At 58.9% G+C, this 21806-nt stretch carries 22 protein-coding genes; 1 reads left to right on the top strand and 21 read right to left on the bottom strand.

Going from position 1 to position 21806, the window contains the following annotated elements; translation table 11 throughout:
* Nucleotides 1-17: 17 nt before the first annotated feature.
* From CFB10_RS11085 to CFB10_RS11070, 4 genes are all read right to left on the bottom strand, one after another.
* The gene (locus CFB10_RS11085; RefSeq protein WP_020010455.1) at nt 18-1673 is read right to left on the bottom strand and encodes an alpha-glucosidase family protein; all 1656 of its coding nucleotides are present in this window, start codon (nt 1671-1673) and stop codon (nt 18-20) included.
* A gap of 37 nt (nt 1674-1710) precedes the next feature.
* A complete protein-coding gene (locus CFB10_RS11080) occupies nt 1711-2871 on the bottom strand; it encodes a carbohydrate ABC transporter permease (RefSeq protein ID WP_020010454.1) in 1161 nt (386 codons plus the stop codon).
* A gap of 1 nt (nt 2872) precedes the next feature.
* Nucleotides 2873-3886: a carbohydrate ABC transporter permease gene (locus tag CFB10_RS11075; protein ID WP_026363664.1), complete on the bottom strand. Its 1014-nt coding sequence runs from the start codon at nt 3884-3886 to the stop codon at nt 2873-2875.
* A 155-nt stretch (nt 3887-4041) separates the two neighbouring features.
* Nucleotides 4042-5403 (bottom strand): ABC transporter substrate-binding protein, encoded by a 1362-nt coding sequence (locus CFB10_RS11070; protein ID WP_020010452.1) that lies wholly within the window; start codon nt 5401-5403, stop codon nt 4042-4044.
* A gap of 273 nt (nt 5404-5676) precedes the next feature.
* Between CFB10_RS11070 and CFB10_RS11065 the strand changes: the two genes are divergently transcribed.
* A complete protein-coding gene (locus CFB10_RS11065; protein ID WP_026363663.1) occupies nt 5677-6702 on the top strand; it encodes a LacI family DNA-binding transcriptional regulator in 1026 nt (341 codons plus the stop codon).
* Nucleotides 6703-6720: 18 nt separating this feature from the next.
* On the opposite strand, the gene CFB10_RS11060 is transcribed toward CFB10_RS11065, so the two are convergent.
* From CFB10_RS11060 to CFB10_RS10975, 17 genes are all read right to left on the bottom strand, one after another.
* A complete protein-coding gene (locus CFB10_RS11060; RefSeq protein ID WP_026363662.1) occupies nt 6721-7620 on the bottom strand; it encodes a bifunctional methylenetetrahydrofolate dehydrogenase/methenyltetrahydrofolate cyclohydrolase in 900 nt (299 codons plus the stop codon).
* A gap of 77 nt (nt 7621-7697) precedes the next feature.
* Nucleotides 7698-9473, bottom strand: a complete 1776-nt coding sequence (locus CFB10_RS11055) for a hypothetical protein (protein WP_026363661.1) — start codon at nt 9471-9473, stop codon at nt 7698-7700.
* A 114-nt stretch (nt 9474-9587) separates the two neighbouring features.
* Nucleotides 9588-10262 carry a WecB/TagA/CpsF family glycosyltransferase gene (locus CFB10_RS11045; protein WP_026363660.1) on the bottom strand — a complete coding sequence of 225 codons (675 nt, stop codon included), beginning with the start codon at nt 10260-10262 and terminating at the stop codon, nt 9588-9590.
* A gap of 203 nt (nt 10263-10465) precedes the next feature.
* A complete protein-coding gene (locus tag CFB10_RS11040; RefSeq protein WP_020010447.1) occupies nt 10466-11005 on the bottom strand; it encodes a flagellar basal body-associated FliL family protein in 540 nt (179 codons plus the stop codon).
* The gene (locus CFB10_RS11035; RefSeq protein WP_026363659.1) at nt 11005-11373 is read right to left on the bottom strand and encodes a hypothetical protein; all 369 of its coding nucleotides are present in this window, start codon (nt 11371-11373) and stop codon (nt 11005-11007) included. The genes CFB10_RS11040 and CFB10_RS11035 overlap by 1 nt, the downstream gene beginning before the upstream one ends.
* Nucleotides 11374-11402: 29 nt before the next feature.
* Complete coding sequence (locus CFB10_RS11030; protein WP_003503348.1) at nt 11403-11960, bottom strand: rod-binding protein; 558 nt, start codon at nt 11958-11960, stop codon at nt 11403-11405.
* Nucleotides 11961-12074: 114 nt separating this feature from the next.
* Nucleotides 12075-12494, bottom strand: a complete 420-nt coding sequence (locus CFB10_RS11025; protein ID WP_020010444.1) for a hypothetical protein — start codon at nt 12492-12494, stop codon at nt 12075-12077.
* Between the two features lie 15 nt (nt 12495-12509).
* Nucleotides 12510-13265, bottom strand: coding sequence for a flagellar biosynthetic protein FliR (fliR, locus tag CFB10_RS11020; RefSeq protein ID WP_020010443.1), 756 nt, complete (start codon nt 13263-13265; stop codon nt 12510-12512).
* On the bottom strand, nt 13262-15349 hold the full coding sequence (gene flhA, locus CFB10_RS11015) for a flagellar biosynthesis protein FlhA (RefSeq protein ID WP_026363658.1): 2088 nt from the start codon (nt 15347-15349) through the stop codon (nt 13262-13264). The genes fliR and flhA overlap by 4 nt, the downstream gene beginning before the upstream one ends.
* A 157-nt stretch (nt 15350-15506) precedes the next feature.
* Nucleotides 15507-15773: a flagellar biosynthesis protein FliQ gene (gene fliQ, locus CFB10_RS11010; RefSeq protein WP_003503352.1), complete on the bottom strand. Its 267-nt coding sequence runs from the start codon at nt 15771-15773 to the stop codon at nt 15507-15509.
* Nucleotides 15774-15821: 48 nt separating this feature from the next.
* Nucleotides 15822-16292, bottom strand: coding sequence for a flagellar hook assembly protein FlgD (gene flgD, locus CFB10_RS11005; RefSeq protein ID WP_020010441.1), 471 nt, complete (start codon nt 16290-16292; stop codon nt 15822-15824).
* Complete coding sequence (gene flbT, locus CFB10_RS11000) at nt 16283-16732, bottom strand: flagellar biosynthesis repressor FlbT (protein WP_020010440.1); 450 nt, start codon at nt 16730-16732, stop codon at nt 16283-16285. Before flbT ends, flgD begins: the two co-directional genes overlap by 10 nt.
* Nucleotides 16729-17073, bottom strand: coding sequence for a flagellar biosynthesis regulator FlaF (gene flaF / locus CFB10_RS10995; protein ID WP_004432537.1), 345 nt, complete (start codon nt 17071-17073; stop codon nt 16729-16731). The genes flbT and flaF overlap by 4 nt, the downstream gene beginning before the upstream one ends.
* A gap of 34 nt (nt 17074-17107) precedes the next feature.
* Nucleotides 17108-18211 (bottom strand): flagellar hook-associated family protein, encoded by a 1104-nt coding sequence (locus CFB10_RS10990; RefSeq protein ID WP_020010439.1) that lies wholly within the window; start codon nt 18209-18211, stop codon nt 17108-17110.
* A 3-nt stretch (nt 18212-18214) separates the two neighbouring features.
* Nucleotides 18215-19693: a flagellar hook-associated protein FlgK gene (gene flgK / locus CFB10_RS10985; protein ID WP_026363657.1), complete on the bottom strand. Its 1479-nt coding sequence runs from the start codon at nt 19691-19693 to the stop codon at nt 18215-18217.
* Between the two features lie 22 nt (nt 19694-19715).
* Nucleotides 19716-21011 carry a flagellar hook protein FlgE gene (locus CFB10_RS10980; protein ID WP_020010437.1) on the bottom strand — a complete coding sequence of 432 codons (1296 nt, stop codon included), beginning with the start codon at nt 21009-21011 and terminating at the stop codon, nt 19716-19718.
* A 104-nt stretch (nt 21012-21115) separates the two neighbouring features.
* On the bottom strand, nt 21116-21787 hold the full coding sequence (locus tag CFB10_RS10975; RefSeq protein ID WP_004432529.1) for a response regulator transcription factor: 672 nt from the start codon (nt 21785-21787) through the stop codon (nt 21116-21118).
* Nucleotides 21788-21806 lie beyond the last annotated feature (19 nt).

The raw sequence follows: 21806 nt of genomic DNA, 5'->3' as shown, positions 1-21806 counted from the left end.
TGTTCCTCCCTGTCTTATCAGGCGTAACGGGCGAAGAAAGCGCCCCATGCCGGAAGTTCTACGCTTCTGCCTTCAAGGCCGCTAGTAAAGCCATGGCCGTCGAGAACCTCCCAGTTCCCTTCCGGCAGCGTCGCCTTTGCCGGCGTTGCGGACAGATTGAAGAGGCACAGAACGGTTTCGTTGCCGAGCGTGCGGGTATAGCTCAGCACATCCCCCTCAACCGGCTGGAATTCGATGCCGCCCTTGGCAAAAGCGGGATGCTTTTTGCGGAAGGACAGGAACCGGCGGTAATGCTCCAGCACTGATCCTTCGTTGCCCTGCTGGGCGCTGACGGCGCGCTGCTTGTGTTCAGCGGGAATGGGCAACCAGGTCTTGTCCGAGGTCGAGAAACCGGCCTGCGCATGGCCGGCGTCCCACACCATCGGTGTGCGGCAACCGTCGCGGCCCTTGAATTCCGGCCAGAACTGGATGCCGTAGGGGTCCTGCAAATCCTCGAAAGCGATATCGGCTTCGGTGAGGCCCAGCTCCTCGCCCTCATAGATGCAGACGGAACCGCGCTGCGTCATGAGGAGTGCCGAAAGCACCTTGGCGAAAGCGTCCTTGTCCTCGACATGTTCGCCCCAGCGGCTGACATGGCGCACGACATCATGGTTGGAGAAAGCCCAGCAGGCCCAGCCTTCCGGTGCGGCCTTGGCAAAATCCGCCTGCACATCGGCAACACGCTGCGGGGTGAGCGCGTCAGGCGCCAGGAACTCGAAGGCGTAGCACATCTGCATCTTGTCGTCGCCGGAGGTATATTCACCGACGATTTCGAGACCGCGCTGGCTGTCGCCCACTTCGCCGACGGCGGCGATATCAGGGAATTCGTCCAGCACGGCGCGGAAACGCTTCAGGAAGGCGAGGTTTTCCGGGCGGTTCTTGTCGTAGAGATGTTCCTGGAAGTTATACGGATTGACCGCAGGCGCCGTGGACGCGTTGCGGCGCTCCGGCGCCAGCGCCGGGTTGTCGCGCAGCTCAAGGTCGTGGAAATAGAAGTTGATGGTGTCGAGGCGGAAACCATCGACGCCACGCTTCAGCCAGAAGCGGGTAATGTTCAGCAGCTCTTCCTGAACTTCCGGATTATGCAGGTTGAGGTCCGGCTGCGATGTCAGGAAGTTGTGCATGTAATATTGCATGCGGGTCGGGTCCCACTGCCAGCCCGAGCCACCGAAGATCGACAGCCAGTTGTTGGGCGGCGTGCCGTCCGGCTTGCTGTCCGACCAGACATACCAATCTGATTTGGGGTTATTGCGGCTGGCGCGGCTTTCCACGAACCATGGATGCTGGTCCGAGGTGTGCGACATGACGAGGTCGATCATCACACGGATGCCGAGACGGTGGGCCTCAGCGATCAGCCCGTCGAAATCGGCAAGCGTGCCGAACATCGGATCGACATCGACATAATTCGAGACGTCGTAACCGAAATCCTTCATCGGCGAGGTGAAGAAGGGCGAAATCCAGATAGCGTCTGCACCGAGACCGGCAATATGCGCCAGCCGGTCGGTGATGCCCTTGAGATCGCCGATGCCGTCGCCATTGGAGTCCTGATAGGAGCGCGGATAAATCTGGTAGATCACGGCGCCGCGCCACCAATCCTTGTTGGGCGTCAAAGCGGAAGTCACCGGAGCGGTCATAGTCTCATCCTGTCTGGTATGGGCGTTCATGGAATTATCAGCCTCCCTTGACGGAGCCGGCGAGCAGGCCACGCACGAGATAACGTTGAAGGGCGAAGAAGACGCCAAGCGGCACAACGATGGTAACGAAGGCCGAGGCGGTGAGGATTTCCCAGTTGCCGCCGCGCGAACCGAGCAGCGCGTTCAAGGCGCCGGTCAGCACCAGCTCATCCTTCTGCGTGCCGAGGAAGACCATGGCGACGAGCAGGTCGTTCCAGGTCCACAGGAACTGGAAGATGGCGAAGGAGGCAAGTGCCGGAAAGGAGAGCGGCAGGATGATCTTGACGAAGATTTCGAAGTCGCTCGCCCCATCGACACGCGCACTTTCGATGATCTCTTTCGGCAGGCCGGAAATGTAGTTGCGCAGCAGGTAGATGGCGAGCGGCAGGCCGAAGGCGGTGTGCGCCAGCCAGATGCCGGCATAGGTCTTGGACGGCACGCCGAAGATGGTGCCGATTTCATTATAGAGCCGCAGCAACGGTATCAGCGACATCTGCAGCGGCACGACGATCAGGCCCACCACCATGGCAATCAGGAGATTGCGGCCAGAGAAGCTCATCCATGACAGGGCATAGGCGGCAAAGGCGGCGATGAGAATGGGAATAACTGTCGCGGGCACGGCCACCGTCAGCGAGTTGACGAAGGACTGACCGATGCCTTCCGAGGTCAGGACCGTTCGATAATTATCGAGCGTGAAGACCGGCGGCGTTCCAACGGAAATATAGACGCGCTTGCCACGGGAACCCTCGAAGCTCGAAGCCTTGCTGTATTCATAGGTGCCATCAGCATTGACGAGAAGCGTCTCGCCATCGCCGATATCGGCCGCCTCGCCCGCTTTGAAGGCTCTCGGTTCCTGCACACGCACGCCGAAGGCGGAGACCCTTCCGCCGGCACCGCTTTCGAAAACATTGCCTGATATGACGTAGCGGCTGCCGTCCTGCTTCTGCACGGAAGCATCGGCAAGACGCACGGCCGCCGTCTGTTCGGAACTGGAAAAGGCCGTCCACCAGCCTGACACGGTGATCTGGTCCTTGTCGCGCAGCGAGCTGACGAGAATGCCGAGCGTGGGCAGGAGCCAGAGAAGCACGACGACGAGGACGCTGGCGTGGACGATGAGGCGCGGCAGGCCGACGCGGCGAAGACGTTTGAAGATGTTCATCTCAGCGGCCCTCCATCTCGCGGTTGGCCTGGCGGATGTTCCAGACCATGATCGGGGTGACGGCCGCCATGATGATGAGTGCGATAACAGCACTTCGGCCGCTGTCGCCGCCGCCGCGGAACATCCAGTCGAACATGAGATTGGCGAGAACCATGGTGTTCCACTGGCCGTTGGTCATGGTCAGCACGATGTCGAAAACCTTGAGCACGAGAATGGTGATCGTGGTCCAGACAACGGCGATGGTGCCCCAGATCTGCGGAACCATGATCTTCCAGAAGATCTGCCAGCCACTGGCGCCATCGATGACCGCCGCCTCGATGGTCTCCTCGGGGATGCCCCGCAGCGCCGCCGAGAGGATGACCATGGCGAAACCGGTCTGGATCCAGATGAGGATGACCATCAGGAAGAAATTGTTCCAGAACGGCATGGAAATCCACACCTGCGGATTGCCGCCGAAAAACTCTACGATGGCGTTCAAAAGGCCGATCTGCACCTGACCTTCGGCGCGATATTCATAGATGAACTTCCAGATGACGGAGGCGCCGACGAAAGAGATAGCCATCGGCATGAAAACGATGGATTTAGCGATATTGCCCCACCAGATGCGGTCGGTCATGACGGCGATGACGAGGCCGAAGAAGGTGCAGGCGGCAGGCACCACGGCCAGCCAGAGGATGTTGTTGAAGATCGACTGGCGGAAACCGGCATCAAAAAACGCCCAGCGATAATTGGCGAGACCGACAAATTCACTGCCTGTGCGGTCATAAAAGGACAGGATCAGCGTCGCGATGACGGGATAGACCAGATAAACGAGAAGAAGGATCAGCGCCGGGCCGATGAACAGCCAAGGCCGGACGGCGGCGCGGCGGTTGAGGTTGCGGGAGGCGTGAATGACGTCTCCCGAGCGGACGGGAAAGATTGCCTGCAGCGCCTTGTCGGACAGCCAGTAATAGGCAGCGCAGGCAAAAACACCTGCTACCATGACGCCGATGGCAGACACGAGTTGTTGAGCCATGTTCCCTCCCTTGATCCTCTCCGCGCCGCGCTGATTTATGCGGTCGTCGGGGCCGTTCCGTTGGTAAGGCCCGGCAGCGAGCCGCCGGGACTTTTTACCGCAGATTCAGATCGGGAAACCGCAGAACAGTTTTCCGGAATCTGCTCGGCCGATTGTTACTTCAGGCCGTCCCAAGCCTTCTGAATATCGGCAGCGACCTGATCGGCAGACTTGCCGCCGACGAAATCGATCATGCCGGTCCAGAATGCGCCAGCGCCGATCTTGCCGGGCATCAGGTCGGAACCATCGAAACCGAAGCTTGTCGCGGTCGTCAGGATTTCGCCCTGGCGCTTCATCTGCTCATTGGCATAGGTGTCGACATTCACGCCCTTATACGGCGTCAGGAAGCTGGACTGCGCCATCCAGACCTCATGCGCGATCGGGGTCTGCAGGAATTCTACGAATGCCTTGGCAGCCGGCGCTTCCTTGGTGATGGTGACGAGCGTGCCCGCGCCGAGAACCGGCTTGCCGAGTTCAGGCTTGGACGCATAGGTCGGCATGTAGAAGAAATCCGCATCCGTTCCGACCTTGGTGCCCTCAGGGAAGAAGGACGGAATGAACGACGCCTGATGGTGCAGGTAGCACTTCGGCGGAATGTCGAAGAGGCCCTTGGGGCTGTCGCGGAAGTCGGTGGAGGCCACGGCCGCGACGCCGCCGCTCACATATTTTTCGTTCTTGGCGAATTTGCCGAATTCGTTGATGGCCTCGACCACGGCCGGATCGGTGAACTTCACCTCGTTGGTCGTCCATTTCTGGTAGACGTCGAGCGGCTGCGTACGCAGCATCAGGTCTTCCACCCAGTCGGTCGCCGGCCAGCCGGTGGCGCCGCCGGAACCGAGGCCGATGCACCAGGGCGTGCCGCCATCGGCAACGATCTGGTCCGTCAGCTTGAGCAGGTCTTCCATGCTCTCGGGCACCTTATAGCCCGCTTCCTCGAAGTTCTCAGGCACATACCAGACGAGCGACTTCACATCCGCCTTGAAGGGAAATGCGAAATAGGCCTTGTTGCCGTCCTTGCCCTTGTAGCTGCCGAGATCGACCCAGGACTGGCCCGCGCCGTAATTTTCCTTGACCCAGCTGGCGGTCGCATCGCCGAGCGGCACGAGGAAGCCCTTGGCGGCGAGATCAGCCAGAAGGCCGGGCTGCGGCAGGATGGCGATATTGGGCGGCGAACCCGCCTGCGTGTCGATGACGATCTGCTGCTCGTAGTTTTCCGACGAGGAATAACGGACATTCACGCCGGTCGCGTCAGCGAAATAGGCGAGCACCGACTGAAACAGAGCCTCATCCTCACCACGCCAGGGGCCGAAAATCGTCAGCGTCTGGCCCTTCAGGTCGGCATGGGCCGCCTTGAAGTCTTCGTAGCTTTTCCAGTTGAACTTGGCGTCCCCGCCGGGTGCAAATTTCAGGTCGGCGGCAAAGGCCGCACCGGACAGCAATGCCATGACAGCAGCCGTCGCCAAAAGAGTCTTCCGCATGTGATTTACCTCCCATCACATAAAAGGCTCAAAGCGTCCTCTCCAATCAAAGCGCTTTGGCTGCCTATTCATCTCATTGTCATTAACACAGAGTCAAGAGGCTCTTTATTCGGAAACGTTGCAGCGCCTCATGAATAGTCATATTTAATTAGGAAGGCGGCTATCCTTTTCGATTGAGAAATACGGTGGAGGCTGGTAAAAATCTAAAGCGCTTTGGGAATTGAGGAGCGGCTTTGCCGTATTCTCGGGCGCGCGCATGGAGGAATGACAGACATGAACCTGAAACAGTTGTCGCAACTGCTGGGCATTTCGCAGACGACGATCAGCAGGGCGCTCAACGGCTATCCGGAAGTCAGCGCCGAAACCCGCCGCCGTGTCATGGAGGCTGCCGAAAAAACCGGATATCGCCCGAATGCGGCAGCGCAACGGCTGGCGACGGGCAAGGTCGGCTCCATCGGACTTGTGATGCCGATTGGCGAGCATCACCGTTCGGATGTGCATTTCGGCGAATTCCTGAGCGGCCTCGGTGAGGAAGCATCACGTAGCGGCTTTCATCTCGTCATCATGCCAACCGAGCCGGAAAAGGAGCGCGAAGCCCTGCGTGGGCTGGCGGCCAGCGGCAGCGTCGACGGCATCTATCTCGCCTATATGAAGAACAACGATCCACGCATCGCCATGATGCAGTCGCTCTCCCTGCCCTTCCTCGTGCATGGCCGCTCCATCGGCGTGGAGGAGGACTATCCCTATCTCGACGTGGACAATGAGGGCGCCTTCCGCGATGCCACCCAGCTTCTCCTCCAGCTCGGCCATACCCGCATCGGGCTGCTGAACGGCCCCGCGGGTTATGATTTCACTTTCCGCCGCTGTCTCGGAGTGGAAAAGGCGATGGCGGCAAACGGCCTGGCATTACATGCGGACAATGTAAGACACGGCAGCATGACCGACGAGGAAGGTTATCTCGGCATGGAAGCGCTGCTCTCACGCCCGGAAAAACCGACCGCCATCCTCTGCGCCAGTACCGCGCTTGCGCTCGGCGCGATCCGCTCGCTCAATCAGCGAGGCTTAAAACCCGGCAAGGATATTTCGCTGATCGCCCATGACGATGTGCTGCCGCTGCTGAAACCCGATAATTTCTCCGTCCCGCTCACCACCACCCGCTCGTCATTGAGGGCTGCGGGCGTGCGTGTGGGCCAGCGCCTGATCAACCGGATCAAGCTCAACCAGACGGAACCATATCAGGAACTCTGGAAGGCGGAACTTGTGGTGCGCGCGTCGACGGGGCCGGCTCCGAAAGCGTAGCCGGCCATTTTAAACCGCTTAGAACTTCGGCGCCGCCAGACCCACTGCGCGATGGGCGGCGATGACGGTGTTCGCCATCAGCATGGCGATTGTCATCGGGCCGACACCGCCCGGAACCGGCGTGATAGCGGCGGCAACCGCGCTTGCTTCATCATAGGCGACATCGCCCACCAGCTTCGACTTGCCTTCACCCTTTTCCGGCGCGGGAATGCGGTTGATGCCGACATCGATGACGGTCGCGCCTGATTTCACCCAGTCGCCCTTCACCATCGCCGCGCGGCCGACCGCCGCGACGAGAATATCGGCCGTCTTGCAGACGGCGGCCAGATCCTTGGTGCGCGAATGCGCCATCGTCACCGTGGCGTTGGCATTCAACAGAAGCTGGCCCATGGGCTTGCCGAACAGGTTGGAGCGGCCAATGACCACGGCGTTGAGGCCGGAGAGATCATCGCCGTGAATGCCGCGCACCAGAAGCATGGCGCCGGCGGGCGTGCAGGAGATGAGCCCGGTGGCGAGATCGCCGGTCGCGAGCTTGCCGGCGTTCAGCACGCTCAGGCCATCGACATCCTTTTCGGGCAGGATCGACTGGATGATCTCATCGGAATTGAAGTGTTTCGGCAGCGGCAGCTGCACCAGAATGCCGTGAATGGAGGCATCGGCGTTCAGTTCGCCGACCAGCTTCAGAAGGTCAGCTTGCGTGGTTTCCTCCGGCAGCGTGTGCTGGATGGAATTGAAACCGCATTGCTTGGCCATCTTGCTTTTGGAGTTCACGTAAGCATGGCTGGCCGGATCATTTCCGACGATGACAACCGCGAGACCGGGCTTTACGCCCTTTTCCGCCTCAAGCGCTTCTGCCGATTTGCGGACCGCCTCCGTTACCGAAGCCGCCTTCGCCTTCCCGTCAATCACAACTGCCATGCGTCCTGCTCCTGCTGGGTTACGTAGGCTCCGTATGGTGCCCCCTTCGCAGGAATGCAAGCTAAAATGCGGCGTTTTCAGGCTGTTTTGCGGTAGTCTTCGCGGTGATCGGCGTAATCGGTAAGACGCTCTCTCAGGAACGCCAATTCGCGTCGCAATTCCATCAGCTCCTCGGCTTCGGCCTGAGCATGGTCGAAGCGCCCGGCAAGAGCTTCCGCCAGGAGCGGAGGAAGCCCGGAGGAGGCCGGATCAGCAGTGCCGACCGTGCGGTTGCCCATCAGGACCTGACGCACGCGTTCGTCCAGCGGCATATCGTCGTCATCATTGACGGCCTCGCCATAATAATCTGCGAAGCTGTCTTCCTCCGGCTCGATGTTGCCCTCTGCGGCAAGATCCGGCAGATCGTCAAACACAGCAGGCTCGATCGGTTCGAATTCAGAAACCTGCAGAGACTGGACCGGCGGCTCGACGGAGGATGGAAGTTGCGCACCGTCTTCGATGAGCCATGCGCCCTCTTCTTCCTCGTCATGGCGGCGGTAGCTCAGGAGATAGAGACTGCTTAGCAAGCCGATTAATCCGCCGCCGCCCGCCAGCATGGCGGCCTGCGTCAGGTCGCGGGTCAATTCTCCCGGTGCCGCCTTCTTGGTCAAACGTGTTTCGACCGCAGGCGTGGCGGATGCGGACAGGTCACGGCGTTCGCTTGCCTCCAGATAGGTATTTCGCGCTGTTTCCAGTTCACCCTGCAATCTCGAGAACTCGCCGGGGGCGACACCGAGCTCGCTCAGGCGGTCGAGGTATTTCCTGTGCTCGCCATTGGCGGTCGCGGCCTCCTGAGCGATGCGCTTTTCATCCGCCCGCAGACCGTCGAGTAACTGCCGCAATGCGGGGGCGGCAAGTGCCTGTGCCGCGTCCACTGCATTCTGGGCGGCGATGCTGCGGGGATGTTTCGGGCCATAATCGACCGAAACGGCAGCAAGCGCCATGCTGGCGCTCGCATGCTTCTGCCTGACGTCCTCAAGCGCCGAAAAAGCCACGCCGGCCGGCAGAGGCTTCACAAAGACATCATTCGGTTTCAGGCCCGAAGCCGCCGTCAAATCAGCCTGAATGGATTGTTGCTGCGGGGTAATTCCGGCAAGCCTGTCGTTTACGTCGCGCAGCTGCTGCTCGAGTTGCTGCACCTCGGACATTACGGCATCACCGTGACGCATCTGGAAACCGTTCAGCGCGGCTTCCGCCTCATCGAGCCTTGTCCGCGCCCTCTCCGTCTCGCGCATGGCTGGTGTCATCGTGCCGGCCTTGCCATCCGCGATCACACGCATCGAAAGATAATCGGTCAGCCGCATGGCGGTTTCCGGCGTCGCGGCCTTACCGGTCACGATCAGCGTATTTTCATCCGGTGTCAGTTCCAGCCGGATCGCCTGGCCCACCGCGCCGTTCAGCGCCTCACGCGCGGACAGCGGACGCGAATCCGCGCCGGTCAGAAGGTCGAAAAGCAGGCCAAGCTCGCCCTGATTGCGAACGCCGACTATATCTGCGGGTTTCAGTTTGAGATCGGCGGTTATACGGTCGAGCCCGGAGGGTGACAGCAGGGTTCGGCGCGCCATCGCCAGAAAACGGGCCGTATCGGGGGCATCATAGGCGGTCTGGGTAACCTCGATCCGGGCCTGCGAAACATAACCGCGAAAGCCGGAATCGATGAGCAGAAGCGGAAGGGCGGCCCCCGCAACGGTGGCAGCGGCGATGCATCCGGACGTCAGGAGCCGCAGCCAATGTCTGCGCCATTGCGATACTGGCGCGGCGACATCATCCTCGTCAGGGCGGATCGCCATCATGTCCGGATTGTCATCAACCATCTGAAGCCGTCTGCCGCGCTCGGCGCCGCCCGCCACGGGCGACTGTCAAAACCTTACGAGAGGTTAAAGGATCGTGGCAAACAAATGGTTAACGCTGTGATTGCAGACGTTGTCTCAGCTCTTGCCGAGCGCAATGTGCCAGGGTTCGGCGCAAAGGCTGTAGAGCCAGCTCATGTGAAGCTTGCGGAAAATTTCCGGCATACCGGCCACTTCGGATGACAGAACCTTGAACAGGGGCCCAACCGCGATGGTGACCCGCGCATTCTCGCGACTGACCGTGCGGTGCAGCCATGTCTCCTGGTTTTCCTTCAGCATTCCCGCCAGCAGAACATCCACCTTAACGGCCGATGCATCCCGGTTCAGCATGACGAAATCGTGCCAGGGCGCATGCGCCCGCAACTTGGCGAGAACCTCACCGATCTGCGCCGCATCATCTCCAGCCACACCGATCCGTTTCGGCACCGCCATATAGGTCAGAAGCGCCATGGTGAAGGCGACGCCGTCGATGGCGGCACGCACAGGCTCGCCATTCCCGTTGCGCGCGGCGGCCCTCATTGCCTTGCCCTGCGGCAGAAGCAGGCAGCTTTCCAGAATCTGTCGGTAGGCATTGTCCTTGAGCGACAGCTTCGCTTTCTCCAGAGTAAGAAAGGACAGCATCGTGTGCCCTTCACAGGCTGAAGCCCTGCTACTGAGCAATTCCAGCGCCCCATTCCAATCGAGATCACAGACGCGCAGTCCGTGGATATTCCGTTGCGATCCCGGCCGCGCGAAACCTGACGCGAAACTCATTGCCAACCCCCAATACCAAACCCGTCGCCACCGATCCGACGCATGGTCTGCGGGATGGTGGTTCATGGGTCTGTTTATACAGGTGCAGGTTGAATTTAGCTTGAAAGCAATCTCTCGAATGCCCGGGGATGCGGCAAGAGACAATTAACCAGAAAGGTGCTCCGCATCCTGCAGCCGGCCAAAGCCCCCTCGCCCCTTGGCCGTCAGTGGCTTGGCGCCGCAGCCGCTTCTTTTCCGGCTTCGGCCTTCTCGCCTTCGACGAGCTTGACCGAGCGCGGCGTGCCGTTGCCGTTCTGCTCACGGATGTCGGCTTTCGACAGATAATCCAGCTGTTCGATCAGCACATCCTCGACCACCTCGTCATCGAGCCTCTTGTTCAGCCCCTCGCGGATGCGCTGCTTGAAGGCTTCGGGATCGAAGGTGGAGATGTTGGCGATATTGACCATGGAAGAACCCGCGAGCAGCGTGAACAATTCATCGGTCATCAGCTGTGTTGCCGGCAGCTCGATCTTCGCCATCTTGGTCTTGTCGACGCGCAAGGAAATACGGCTGAGGAAATAGCCGTTCACCCCGCCGTCATTGATGACGGGGATCGTGATGCTTTCACCCTTGACCAGTTGCAGACTGGCCTTTTTCGCCCCCGCCTCATCCGGCGCGGGCGCCGTCGCCAACTGGACGGAGAAATACACCGCGCCGAGCGTGACGGCGCAAACCCAGACGCCGGTGAGAAGAAGCTTCAACATCAGGAGGCAGCGCCGTACATGAACTGTTCCTGCGAATAGGTGCCGTCCGTATCGGCTTCCTGGATCGCGTTCTTGAGCAAGTCCGCAACGGCGCGAACCGCGTTCAGATGCGCCTCGACACGGCTGGCATTGGTGGCGAGCTTGGACTTGATGCCCTTGACCTGTTCCATGTAACCGGCGGCGATTTCCTCGCGCGGCGTATCGCGGAACAGCATCGTCAGCTCATAAAGGCAACGGCTCTTGTGGGCATTGGAGACCTTGAAGTCGAACTGTGGGTCCTTACCGATATTGTCGTTCTCATTGTCGATGATCATCTCAAGGCGGCCGAGAACGGATTGGATACGGTGGTCGTTCGACATAAGGTCCATGCTTGTCTCCTCGTTAAGGTTTTTCATTATCAAGCCTCGTCTGTTTTCTCATTGGAAACACCGAGGACCTGCCGCTCGAACTCCGCCACCATCCGAATTGCAGCATTATGGTCTTTTTCATTCATCGATACGTCGGTAATGCCTTTGCTTTCGGCTTTCCGCAACGCATCCTTGTAAGCCTGCTCCGCAATGCCGACGCCGCCATTTCTGGAGATCGTGTCAGCAAACTGTTCGGCCATCATGCTTTTCCAGATCTCGCCGGCATTGCCCTTGCCGTAAACTTCCTCGCTGTCTTTCGGCAGCATGTTGGCCACGAAGGTCTGGAGTACCGAGGCTTCATATTTGCGGTAGGTTTCCGGGATTTCGGTGCGGGCCGCGCGAATATTAGTGTCCCCGAGGCCAGCCTTCGAGGAAGCTCCATCCAGCATATCGACCGCAGCGCCAAAACCCTTGCCGGCATCGGCAAGGCTGGTTGCGGCAAAAGCCGCCTTGTTCGCCTTGAGTTTTTCCTGTGCGACCTGAACCTCCTGGGGATCCGCAGCGCGAACCACATCCATCACCAGATCACTTATCACCGATATCGCCACGTCCAGATCTCCCGAGCTGACGAATGGGCGGCACAGAAAGCCGGCACATCCGCTCAATCAAGAAACATCGCCGGAGGCGTCCTCAAAACGCCCGCGATGCAACAATGGGACAGATTATGGATCGCCAACCTTGCTGGAGGCTGGTGTGTGGGAAACATTCGTAATTTCTAACAAATCATAGATTGCATTATCGTCGGCCTCGCGATCCTCAAGATCGCGGGCGATGTGCATCCGGTCCTCAAGCCTGTCGGCCTTGGTCTTTTCCCTCAGGACCTTGTTTTCCTGAAATTGCTGAACGCCTTCAAGCTGGCGGTCCTGGACGACGAGACGGCCGTAGCGGTCCGAATAATGCTTGGAGAATGTCTGATGCACAGGCTCCATGGAACTCATCGCCTCCAGCACGTTCTCCATGGATTGCGCCACTTCAGTGCGGGTGCGAGTGGTGTCCGCCAGTTCCACCTCGGCCATTTTCTCCATGTGCCGCTGAACCGTTACCAGACGTTTGAGTTTGGCCGAGCGCTTGTCCGAAGCCATGGCGTTTTCTCCCGATCAAAAGCCGATGAAGACCGGGCCGAAACCATCCACGAATTGGCGGATGAGGGCCGCGACCGACAGGTAAAGCATGAAAATGCCGCCCGCGAGAATGAAGGGCGTCGATATGAAGAAAACCGGAATCTGCGGTGCGAGCTTGTTGATGAGGCCAACCGCGACGTTGAACATCAAGCCGTAAATTACGAAGGGGCTGGCGAGCCGCAGCATGATCGAGAAGGAGGCCCGGAGCGTATCGGTCAGCGTAATCAGCATCTTCTGGCCGCTGATGAGCGCGCCGACCGGTGTGGCGGTATAGGAATCCACCAGCGCCTTGAGGACGATGTGATGGAAATCGAATATGAAAAGCACCAGCAGGCCGCCAAAGGTGATGAAGTTGGATATCTGGTTTTCCTGCACGTCTTCGATGACATCGGCGCCGCCCGGCGCACTAAGGCCAATGGAAGCGCCGATGAGCGCGCCGGTAAACTGAAAACCCAGCGTGTAGAACCGCGCGATCAGGCCATACATCGAACCGATGACAACCTCGGTAAAGATGAGGCCGACGACCGTGCCCTGGCTTGCGCCGGAGACTTTCGGATAGATCGTGTCCCACAGCACGGGCAGAAGCGCCATGGACACCGCGACGCACAGAAGCATGCGAATCTGCGGCGAGATGCGCGAGCTTGAAAAGCCCGGCATGGTCATGAAGCATGCGCCGATACGGCAAATGGCAAGGAACAATGCAATGATTGTCCCCTGCGGGTCGGTTATCATGAAATGGCGCCCAGAATCTTGATCTCGAGACCCTTGGCCAGTTCCACATGCGAAAGAACCGGCAGGGTCGCAAAGAGTCGCTCGATAATCATGCGCACATAGGACCGCGTTTCCGGCGAGGTTACAAGGACAAAGGGCAGGCCGCGATCCATGAATTCACGGATAACTTTCGATGCCTGCTCGGAAAACTCCTCGAGATGGCGGGGATCGATGTCGAATTCGACGATTTCGCCCTTCTGGTCGCGCTTGAGCGCCTGATGGAAAACCATGTCCCACTTGTTGCCGAGGCGCAGGACGCGCAACACGCCATTGTCGGCCAGATCGCCGCAGAGCTGCTGCGACATGCGCACCCGCACATGCTCAACGATCTGTTCCGTCTTGCGCACATGCGGCGCGAGTTCGGCGACCGCTTCGAGAATGAGGTGCAGGTTGCGGATCGACACGCGCTCGGCGAGCAGCAGTTTCAGCACCGCCTGCAGGCCGGAATAGGACATGTGCGACGAGCAGATCTCGTCGGCGAGCTTCTTGTATTCGGGATCAAGCCTGTCGATGAGGATCTTGACGTCCTTATAGGACAGGAGCTGCGGCAGGTTGTTGCGGATGACTTCGCTAAGATGCGTCAGCACCACGGAGACGTTGTCGATCGGGTGGAAACCTTCGCGCTTCAAATCCTCGGTGAAGGTTTCGAGAATGGAGACGGCGGGCATGCCGAAGGCGGGTTCACGGATTTCGTCGCCCGGAATGCTCGGCTTGCGCCCTGCACCCGTCACGACAAGAACATCACCGACACGCAGGCTGCTGGAGGCGATGGTCGTGCCGTGGACGCGGATCTGATAGGCCTTTTCCGGGATCATGATGTCGTCGGCGACCTTGATCTCGGGCACCACGAAACCATATTGGCTCGCGAATTTCTTGCGCATCTTGCCGACGCGGAAAGCCAGTTCCTGATGCGCGCCGAGAAGACGGGTGGAAACCTGCTTGCCGAGCGCCAGTTCGATCTCTGCCGTCTTCAGCACCTGCTTGACCGAATCCTTTTCCGCCTCGGTGGTCTGGAGAACCTTGTTCTCCTCTTCCTGACGCCGCAGCGCGCTTTCGGCTTCCGCCTGGCGTGGAATATACCAGCTGCCGAAGGCCATGATGCCGCCGAGGAAGATGAAGGGCAGGAAGGGAAGGCCCGGAATGACGGCGAGCAGTCCCATCAGCATGGCCGAGACCATCAGCGCGCGCGGATAACCGCTCAGCTGATTGACGACCGCCTGATCGGTCGAACCGGCGGTGCCGCCGCGCGACACCAGAAGGCCGGCGGCCAGCGATACGATCAGGGCCGGGATCTGCGAGACGATACCGTCACCGACCGAAAGCTTGACGAAAACATCAGCCGCTTCGCCGATCGGCATGCCGTGGCGGAAATAACCGATGATGATTCCGCCGAAGACGTTGATGGCGGTGATGATGAGACCGGCGATCGCGTCGCCGCGCACGAATTTCGAGGCGCCGTCCATGGAGCCGAAGAAGGAGCTTTCCTCTTCCAGTTCGCGGCGGCGGCGCTGGGCTTCCTTTTCGTCAATGATGCCGGCGGACAGATCGGCGTCGATCGACATCTGCTTGCCGGGGATAGCATCGAGCGTGAAGCGGGCGCCGACTTCGGCGATACGCGTCGCGCCCTTGGTGATGACGATGAAGTTGACGGTGATCAGGATCAGAAAGACGATCAGACCGATGACGAAGTCGCCGGACATGACGAGGCTGGAGAAGCCCGCAATCACACCGCCCGCCGCCGTCGGTCCCTCATTGCCGTGGGACAGGATGACACGCGTCGTCGCAATGTTCAGCGACAGGCGGATCATGGTCGCGATCAGCAGCACGGTCGGGAAAGACGAGAAATCGAGCGGCCGCTGAATCCAGAGCGCCACCATGAGGATAAGCACCGAAAGCGCAATCGAAAACGCCAGACCAATATCCACCAGAATGACCGGAATGGGCAGGAAGAGAACGCAAAGGATCGCCACAATGCCCAATGCGAAACCGATGTCTCGCATGCTCGGACTTACCTTGGGCAAGGAGATGACTGGTGGTTGCGCCATAAAATCGTCCTGTCTCTTCATGAGAAGGGCGACGGAAAAGCCGCCGCACGGTTCCGCGGCACCGGTTTTCGAAAAGCGAACGCAATTCGGCCCGATGCTTCAGCCTATCCCTAGCCGCCGAAGCTTGCGCGAAGGTGGCATCCATAGCGGACGGGCGTCAGAAGCCGGATTGAATGCGGGAGAAGACGAGATTGGAAAAGAGCGATATCTGCGCGCCCACGAAGGGAGCGGCGACGCCGAGCACGAGCATGATCGTGACGATCTTGGGAACGAAGGTCAGCGTCATTTCCTGAACCTGGGTCAGGGCCTGGATGAAGGCAATGACGACACCGACGATCATGGCGGCGAGAACCGCCGGTCCGGCCGCGACGAGAACCGTCCAGACTGCCGCCTGCATGATATCAAGCGCATCGGCCTCGTTCATCGTCGCATCCTTTATTCAGAAGGGCGGCATCATACCGCCCCTTTTATATCACGAACCGGCTGACTTATCCGAATCGCTATCGCCATCAGGTGTAGTCGCGATCGGGCCGTTCGAGAAGGTCACACCAGCCTGCAGCAGCACTTTGTCACCAGCTTCCGTGATGGCGACAACGCCGTCCGAATAGACTTCGACTTCCTTCACCACGCCGGTGACCTTGTCGTCGGCGCTCTTGACCGTCTTGCCGACCAGATCAGAAGCGCGCGTCAGCGCTTCGGCCTGCAGCATGCTCTTCAAGTGGCTGTTGGTCTTGATCGTCTGCTCGACCTGCGAGAAGCTTGCCAGCTGCGACATCTGCTGGCCGGCATCCATCGGGCTGGTCGGATCCTGGTTCTTCATCTGGGCGATGAGGAGCTTCAGGAAGCTGTCGTAGTTGAGCGATGCCGCGTTGCCATCAGTGCTGTTCGCACCGGCATTGGCCCAGGGATTTGACGCTGCCGAACTGACTGCATCTACCGCCATGGTGCTATCTCCTTGCGAATCTGTTCAATGGTTGCGGGGGTCATTTCCTGATTGCTGAGGATTTTTTCCTCGATCGGATAAAGACCACGAATGGCTTTGAGCGCCTCGAAAGCCTTGCCCGACGCAACCAGCCCGTCGATCCGCTTGAGTTCCGCCAGAACCTCGTCATGCTGGAAGCAATTCAGCAGCATGCTGACCGACTTGCGGAACATGTTGGTCGACTGATCGCGTCCTTCCGGGTTGATGAGGATCATCTGCGCGATGAAATAGAGCTGCCTGAGCGGCGTCGTCGCCTGGTCGGGCTGCAGAACGTGGTTTTCAAGCAGGAACGTGACATCGTTCAGGAATTCGAGCGCCACCTTGCGATCCACACGCAGAACCGCGCCGTTGATGAAAATCTTTTCGCCCGATTTCAGCGAAATTCGAAGTGTACTTTTCATTTCAGTCCATCCCTGATGATGGTTGTCACGTCAATTATGCCCTGGAAATTCGTCGACTGACGTTTCCGGATCAGTTCGCACTCTTTCAAAATCCAGATCGCGATGGAGATCAGATTGGCTCTGAGTTCCATGGCCAGCTGGTTGTCGGGCTGCTTGAGATCCTCAATGAAGCGGATCCAGACCCGTCGAGTGTAAAAAAGTGCTTCGATCGTGTGGCGCTGCGAAGAGGAATCCCTTGCCTCCACCAGAAGGTCGATCGATTTTGTCAACGCCTGCCGCTCGCGATCCTTCGCGTTGGCGACACCATCCTCCATGATTTCGGCGTAGGAAAACTGGTACATTCATGTATCCTTTATCTGCCGCCACCTCTGTTCATCAGAGGTAGTTTACCAGACTCATTTTTTGCAGACGCGACGTGAGGCTGTATGCGATTTCAATCTGCTGCTGCAGCAGATCGAGACGGGTCTTCGCCTCGTAGGTATCGATCCCCTCAATATCCAGCAGATGCGTTTCGATGATCTTCTTCTGGGCCTCCAGCGAATCATTGGCTTTCGAGACACGGCTTTCGGAAAGACCGAGCTGGCTTTGCTGCTGGTTCAGACCGTTGATGGCGGTGCCGATATTGGTCACCGACTTCATCGCCACCATTTCGCGGATGCCGCTGTCCACCTTCGCGTCGAGGAAGGTCATGGACGTCATCGCGGTCAAGGCGAAATAACGCATGCCCTGCGAATTGCTATTGCTCGACGTTTCGACAACCTCGTTCTGGCTGATGCGGCTCGTCATGTTTGTGTCGCTCGCCTTCGAACCGAAGGTCGTCCAGAAATCATAGTTCTGGCCGGCCGTCAGGCTGCTATGCGGCGGGTTCGTGACCGTGGTCGTGCCGTTGAACACGCCTTCGATATGGGTCATGAAGGCTTCGACCTGCGGTTTCGACAGGCTGGCAAAATCACCCACCGGCGGCGTCTGCGCCGCCATGAACGCGTTCAACTCCGTCTCATAGGCTTCCTTCAGCGGAGATCCATCCGCGAAATAGTCATCGACAGGCTTCACATCCGTATTGATGCCGGAAAACAGATACTCGCCATTGACCGCTGTATTGGCGAAGCTGGTGAAGTTGTTGAACGCATTCGAGATGGTCTGGGCAACCGTCGACAGCGTCGGTGCTTCACTGCTGGTATTGGGGACCAGAACTTTCTGAATCTCCTGCGCGGCCTTCGCCATGCCGTCCAGCGCCGTCTGCGAGGACTTGAGGCGTTGCGTTGCAATCGAATTGACGCTGACCAGCGAGGTGATGCGGTCGATATCGCGATTGAGATCGAGGCTGCGGGCGGTGTTGGCGCCCAGCGTCACGCCGAGATCCGCATGCTTGCCCGTCGTCAGCTCGGTATTGAGATTGGTCATCTCAAGCTGAGCCTTAAGAATGGTGCTGCGCATGCTGTTCTGCATCGCCAGCGATGAAATGAATGACGTTTTCATCGTTTACCTCACCATGTCCATCAGGGACTTGAGCATTTCATCAACGGTCGTCACCAGTTTGGTCGCGGCCTTGTAAGATTGCTCGATATCCATGAGCAGCGACAGTTCCTCGTCCAGGCTGACCGCCGTGCTGTTCGAATAGGAAGTGGCGGAGCGCTCATAAAGCGCGCTTTTCGCTTCGTTTGCCGAAGTCGCGCCGGAACGTTCCTGTTCGAGCCACCCCATCGAGTTGGTGCCGTATTTCAGGATGCTGGTATTCGTATCGATACGTGTCGACGCGGCAAAATTCATGGGCGCGTCAAAAGCAGTGACATAGCTGCGGATCAGGGTGGAGAAACCGGTTCCACCTGATGTTGCGGTATTGATCACGTAATCGGTACCGTTGATACCGCCGTCACGCAACAATTCCGGATTGCCACCTTTGGAAATAATTAACGCCGGGTTGACGGTAATGCTGGCCGCGAGCCCCGGAGAGACAGTTCCGTCCGGCGGAATTGTCGTCGCCAACGGCGAACCGTAGGTAAAGAGGCCAGGCATGTCTGGCAGACCGCTGGTCGGGTCCGCGGGCTTTTCCGCAAACATGGTGATGAGGCCGCGCGCGATTTCGTCGAGCTGGCTCTGCATCGTCGGCGCCAGATCATCACGCACCTGCATCAGGCCCTGAAGCGACCCTTCCGCCGTTGTGTTGCTGCCGCTGCCCGCCTTCAGCGCTACGCCATCGACATAGATGGCGTTGCCCGTGGTCGTCGCATCGTAGCCCGGCTGCGTCTTGAAGGTCACCCTGCGCGGCACGATCTCGAACAGCGTCGCGCCGTCAGTCGTATAAAGCGCCACATCGTTATTGGGGCGATTGACGACATTGATGCCGATGATGGAGGAGATGTCCTTCAGAAGCGCTTCGCGTTGATCGAGAGCGTCGCTTGGATCGCCGCCGATCGCCGTCTGCGCCTTGACCTCGTTATTGGCTTCCTCGAACTTCGCGAGCAGCCCGTTCAGCTTGTCGACCTGGAGGGAGATTTCCTTGTCGGCGCGCAGACGCATCGCCTGCAATTCGCTCGAAGCCTTGTTGAGGGAACTGGCGACATCCGTGGCCGAGGTGACGGCCGTCGCAGCCAGAGCGGCATCGCTCGGCTTGGCCGCGTAAGCGTCCAGGCTTTTCAGCAGTTCCTTCATATAGGTGGCCGGCGAACTCTCATAATCGTTGCCGCCGAAAACGCTCTTCATTTCCTGAAGGCCGTTGAGCACGGTGCTCTGGCCGGAAGCAAGAGAAGAGCTGGAGATTGTCTGCCTGAGAAGACTTTCATTCTGGGCACGACCGTTGGAGACGATACTCGCTCCAGCCATGGTCGTGCCGAGAATGGCGGTTCGCTTGACGTAGTTCGCATTGCCGACATTGGCAATGTTTTTCGAGGTAACGTCCGTCTGCTTACCTGTATTATTGAAAATCGACTGCGCAGTATTCATTGCTGACGTGAGCGACATTCATCTGTCCTCGTGAGAAGTATTATCTCTTCAGATTGATCAGGACGTCCATCAAATCCGATCCAGTCTGGAAGACTTTCGAATTCGCTGTGTAGATACGCTGGGATTCAATCATGTCGGTGAGTTCGCTGGCGATATCGACGTTCGACCCTTCCAGCGCACCCTTCTGGATGTAACCGAAGCTGCCCGACTGCGGGAAGCCGATGGTGACGACACCCGACTCGTTGCTCGGCAGATAGACGTTGCCGTTCTGCGGGCTCAGATTGTCGACGCTCGGCACGGTGGCCAACGCGAGCTGGTAGATGTTGCGGCGACCGCCATCCTGATAGACCGCCGTCACCAGACCATCCTTGCCGATTTCGACATCCTTGATCTGGCTCGGACCGTTACCGTTTAGAACGGCAGTACCGGGCGTGAATTTCGAGGAAAACTGCGTCATCTGCGACATGTCGATATCGATCGCCTGCGCCACACCGCTGTTGCTGTCGTTGATCGTTATCGATTTATCGGATCCGCTGGTGAGCTTATTGGTAGCGGGGTCGAAGGTCAGCGTGACAGTTTCCTTGACAAGCGTCGCCGGCGCGGTTGCCGTATAGGGGAAGCCGCCATCCGTTGACTGGTCCTGACGATATACGCTGACTTCCCACTGAGGGTTGCCGGAAGCGTCATTGTCGATCCGCGTGTAATAGAAGTCGTAGAGAACCTTGGCGCCGCCGCTATCAAAAGCTGTCAGCGAAGTCTTGGCGCCAACCGTCGAGGTCGCAACGTTATCGCTCGGACGCGATCCCGCAGCAACGATTGCCTCGTCACGATTGAGGTTTGCCGGGAAACTGCCCTGCGTGGAAGGCGAAGCCGTCAAACCGAAGTCGTTGATGTTTATGGCTTCGAGGCCGGTAAAGCCGTTGACGACGGCAGCCGGCGGATTAGCTCCGTAGGGATAGCCCATCAGCTTGAAGCCGGCAGCATTCTCCAGGAAGCCTTCGGAATTCTTCTGGAAGGAGCCCGCACGTGTGAGATAAGGCGTGCCCGATCCATCCTGAACCACGAAGAAGCCGTTGCCCTGAACCGCAAGGTCGGTGCTCGAGGTGGTGTAGGACAGGTTTCCCTGCTCCGAAATGCTGTAGCGAACATTGGACTGTACGCCGCCCGACGCGTAGCTGCCCGATGAGGAGGGCAGAACGAGCGAGGAGAACGACGTGGATGCACGCTTGTAGCCGGTGGTGCTTGCGTTGGCGATGTTGTCGCCCACGGTCCCCAGCTTGTTCGCCTGCGCATTCATGCCGGACACACCGGTTCGCATAGTGCCGAAAATACTCATTCAAAAACCCTCGTGGTCATCTTCAGGGAGAAGGTAAAGCGTTTGGCTTGCGTGAAGCTGTCGGAAATACCGCGTTTGAAAAAGACCACGCGGGTCAATGAAAATCATTGCCAATCAATGCTATAGCCGAGAAACCGCTTGGAATCGACCGGATCGTAGCCGAGCTTCTTGCGCAGCTTCTTGCGCAGCTTGCTGATGTGGCTTTCGACAACGTTTTCTTCGACGTCATCATCGAAGATGCCGTAGATGGCATTGAAAATCTGCGCCTTGGAAACGCGGCGTCCGCGATTGGCGATCAAATATTCGAGGATACGGCGCTCACGGCGCGGCAAGGGAAATACCTCGCCACCCACTTCGGGGTCGCGGCCGTCGGAGAAAACCCGAATCGGCCCCGCATCTGTGAAGTTCGATATGACCTGCAGCCGGCGACGGATGGCCGCCGCACGCGCAAGGATTTCACGGGGGTGAACCGGCTTGCGCACGACGTCGTCGACGCCGCTGTCGAAAAGCGCCAGTGTCGATTCCAGCGAGGGCTGGTCGCTGACCGCGATGACAGGCGCCGTCGTGCGATCCCTGATCGCCTTCGGCAAGGAGAAGCTCCGGTCGCCCTGGCCGATCAGGAAGGCTTCCACAGCCGCAAGATCGCTTTCCGCCGCCGTCGAGACCCACTCCCCGAATTCGACCGGATCGAACCCGGTCGAGGGAATGCCCTCACGCCCAAATAGAGATGTATAGCCGTCTTTAACAAGCTCGCGCTCATCAACCACTACGATCATTCGTCCGCCTCCGAATCAG

The sequence above is a fragment of the Agrobacterium sp. 719_389 genome (assembly GCF_900188475.1).
Taxonomy (GTDB): Bacteria; Pseudomonadota; Alphaproteobacteria; order Rhizobiales; family Rhizobiaceae; genus Agrobacterium; species Agrobacterium radiobacter.
Note: the sequence above shows the minus strand (reverse complement) of the source record. Positions and strands in the feature narration are given on the sequence as shown.

Coding starts and splice junctions, on each gene's coding strand:
- CFB10_RS11035 (WP_026363659.1), bottom strand. CDS start 11,373: ATGGACCTTATGTCGAACGACCACCGTATCCAATCCGTTCTCGGCCGC.
- flhA (WP_026363658.1), bottom strand. CDS start 15,349: ATGGCGCAACCACCAGTCATCTCCTTGCCCAAGGTAAGTCCGAGCATG.
- CFB10_RS10990 (WP_020010439.1), bottom strand. CDS start 18,211: ATGAAAACGTCATTCATTTCATCGCTGGCGATGCAGAACAGCATGCGC.
- fliQ (WP_003503352.1), bottom strand. CDS start 15,773: ATGAACGAGGCCGATGCGCTTGATATCATGCAGGCGGCAGTCTGGACG.
- CFB10_RS11025 (WP_020010444.1), bottom strand. CDS start 12,494: ATGGCTTCGGACAAGCGCTCGGCCAAACTCAAACGTCTGGTAACGGTT.
- CFB10_RS11080 (WP_020010454.1), bottom strand. CDS start 2,871: ATGAACATCTTCAAACGTCTTCGCCGCGTCGGCCTGCCGCGCCTCATC.
- CFB10_RS11085 (WP_020010455.1), bottom strand. CDS start 1,673: ATGACCGCTCCGGTGACTTCCGCTTTGACGCCCAACAAGGATTGGTGG.
- CFB10_RS11045 (WP_026363660.1), bottom strand. CDS start 10,262: ATGAGTTTCGCGTCAGGTTTCGCGCGGCCGGGATCGCAACGGAATATC.
- flbT (WP_020010440.1), bottom strand. CDS start 16,732: ATGAAAAGTACACTTCGAATTTCGCTGAAATCGGGCGAAAAGATTTTC.
- CFB10_RS11075 (WP_026363664.1), bottom strand. CDS start 3,886: ATGGCTCAACAACTCGTGTCTGCCATCGGCGTCATGGTAGCAGGTGTT.
- CFB10_RS11070 (WP_020010452.1), bottom strand. CDS start 5,403: ATGCGGAAGACTCTTTTGGCGACGGCTGCTGTCATGGCATTGCTGTCC.
- CFB10_RS11060 (WP_026363662.1), bottom strand. CDS start 7,620: ATGGCAGTTGTGATTGACGGGAAGGCGAAGGCGGCTTCGGTAACGGAG.
- CFB10_RS10980 (WP_020010437.1), bottom strand. CDS start 21,011: ATGAGTATTTTCGGCACTATGCGAACCGGTGTGTCCGGCATGAATGCG.
- flgD (WP_020010441.1), bottom strand. CDS start 16,292: ATGGCGGTAGATGCAGTCAGTTCGGCAGCGTCAAATCCCTGGGCCAAT.
- CFB10_RS11065 (WP_026363663.1), top strand. CDS start 5,677: ATGAACCTGAAACAGTTGTCGCAACTGCTGGGCATTTCGCAGACGACG.
- fliR (WP_020010443.1), bottom strand. CDS start 13,265: ATGATAACCGACCCGCAGGGGACAATCATTGCATTGTTCCTTGCCATT.
- CFB10_RS11040 (WP_020010447.1), bottom strand. CDS start 11,005: ATGTTGAAGCTTCTTCTCACCGGCGTCTGGGTTTGCGCCGTCACGCTC.
- flgK (WP_026363657.1), bottom strand. CDS start 19,693: ATGTCGCTCACGTCAGCAATGAATACTGCGCAGTCGATTTTCAATAAT.
- flaF (WP_004432537.1), bottom strand. CDS start 17,073: ATGTACCAGTTTTCCTACGCCGAAATCATGGAGGATGGTGTCGCCAAC.
- CFB10_RS11055 (WP_026363661.1), bottom strand. CDS start 9,473: ATGGTTGATGACAATCCGGACATGATGGCGATCCGCCCTGACGAGGAT.
- CFB10_RS10975 (WP_004432529.1), bottom strand. CDS start 21,787: ATGATCGTAGTGGTTGATGAGCGCGAGCTTGTTAAAGACGGCTATACA.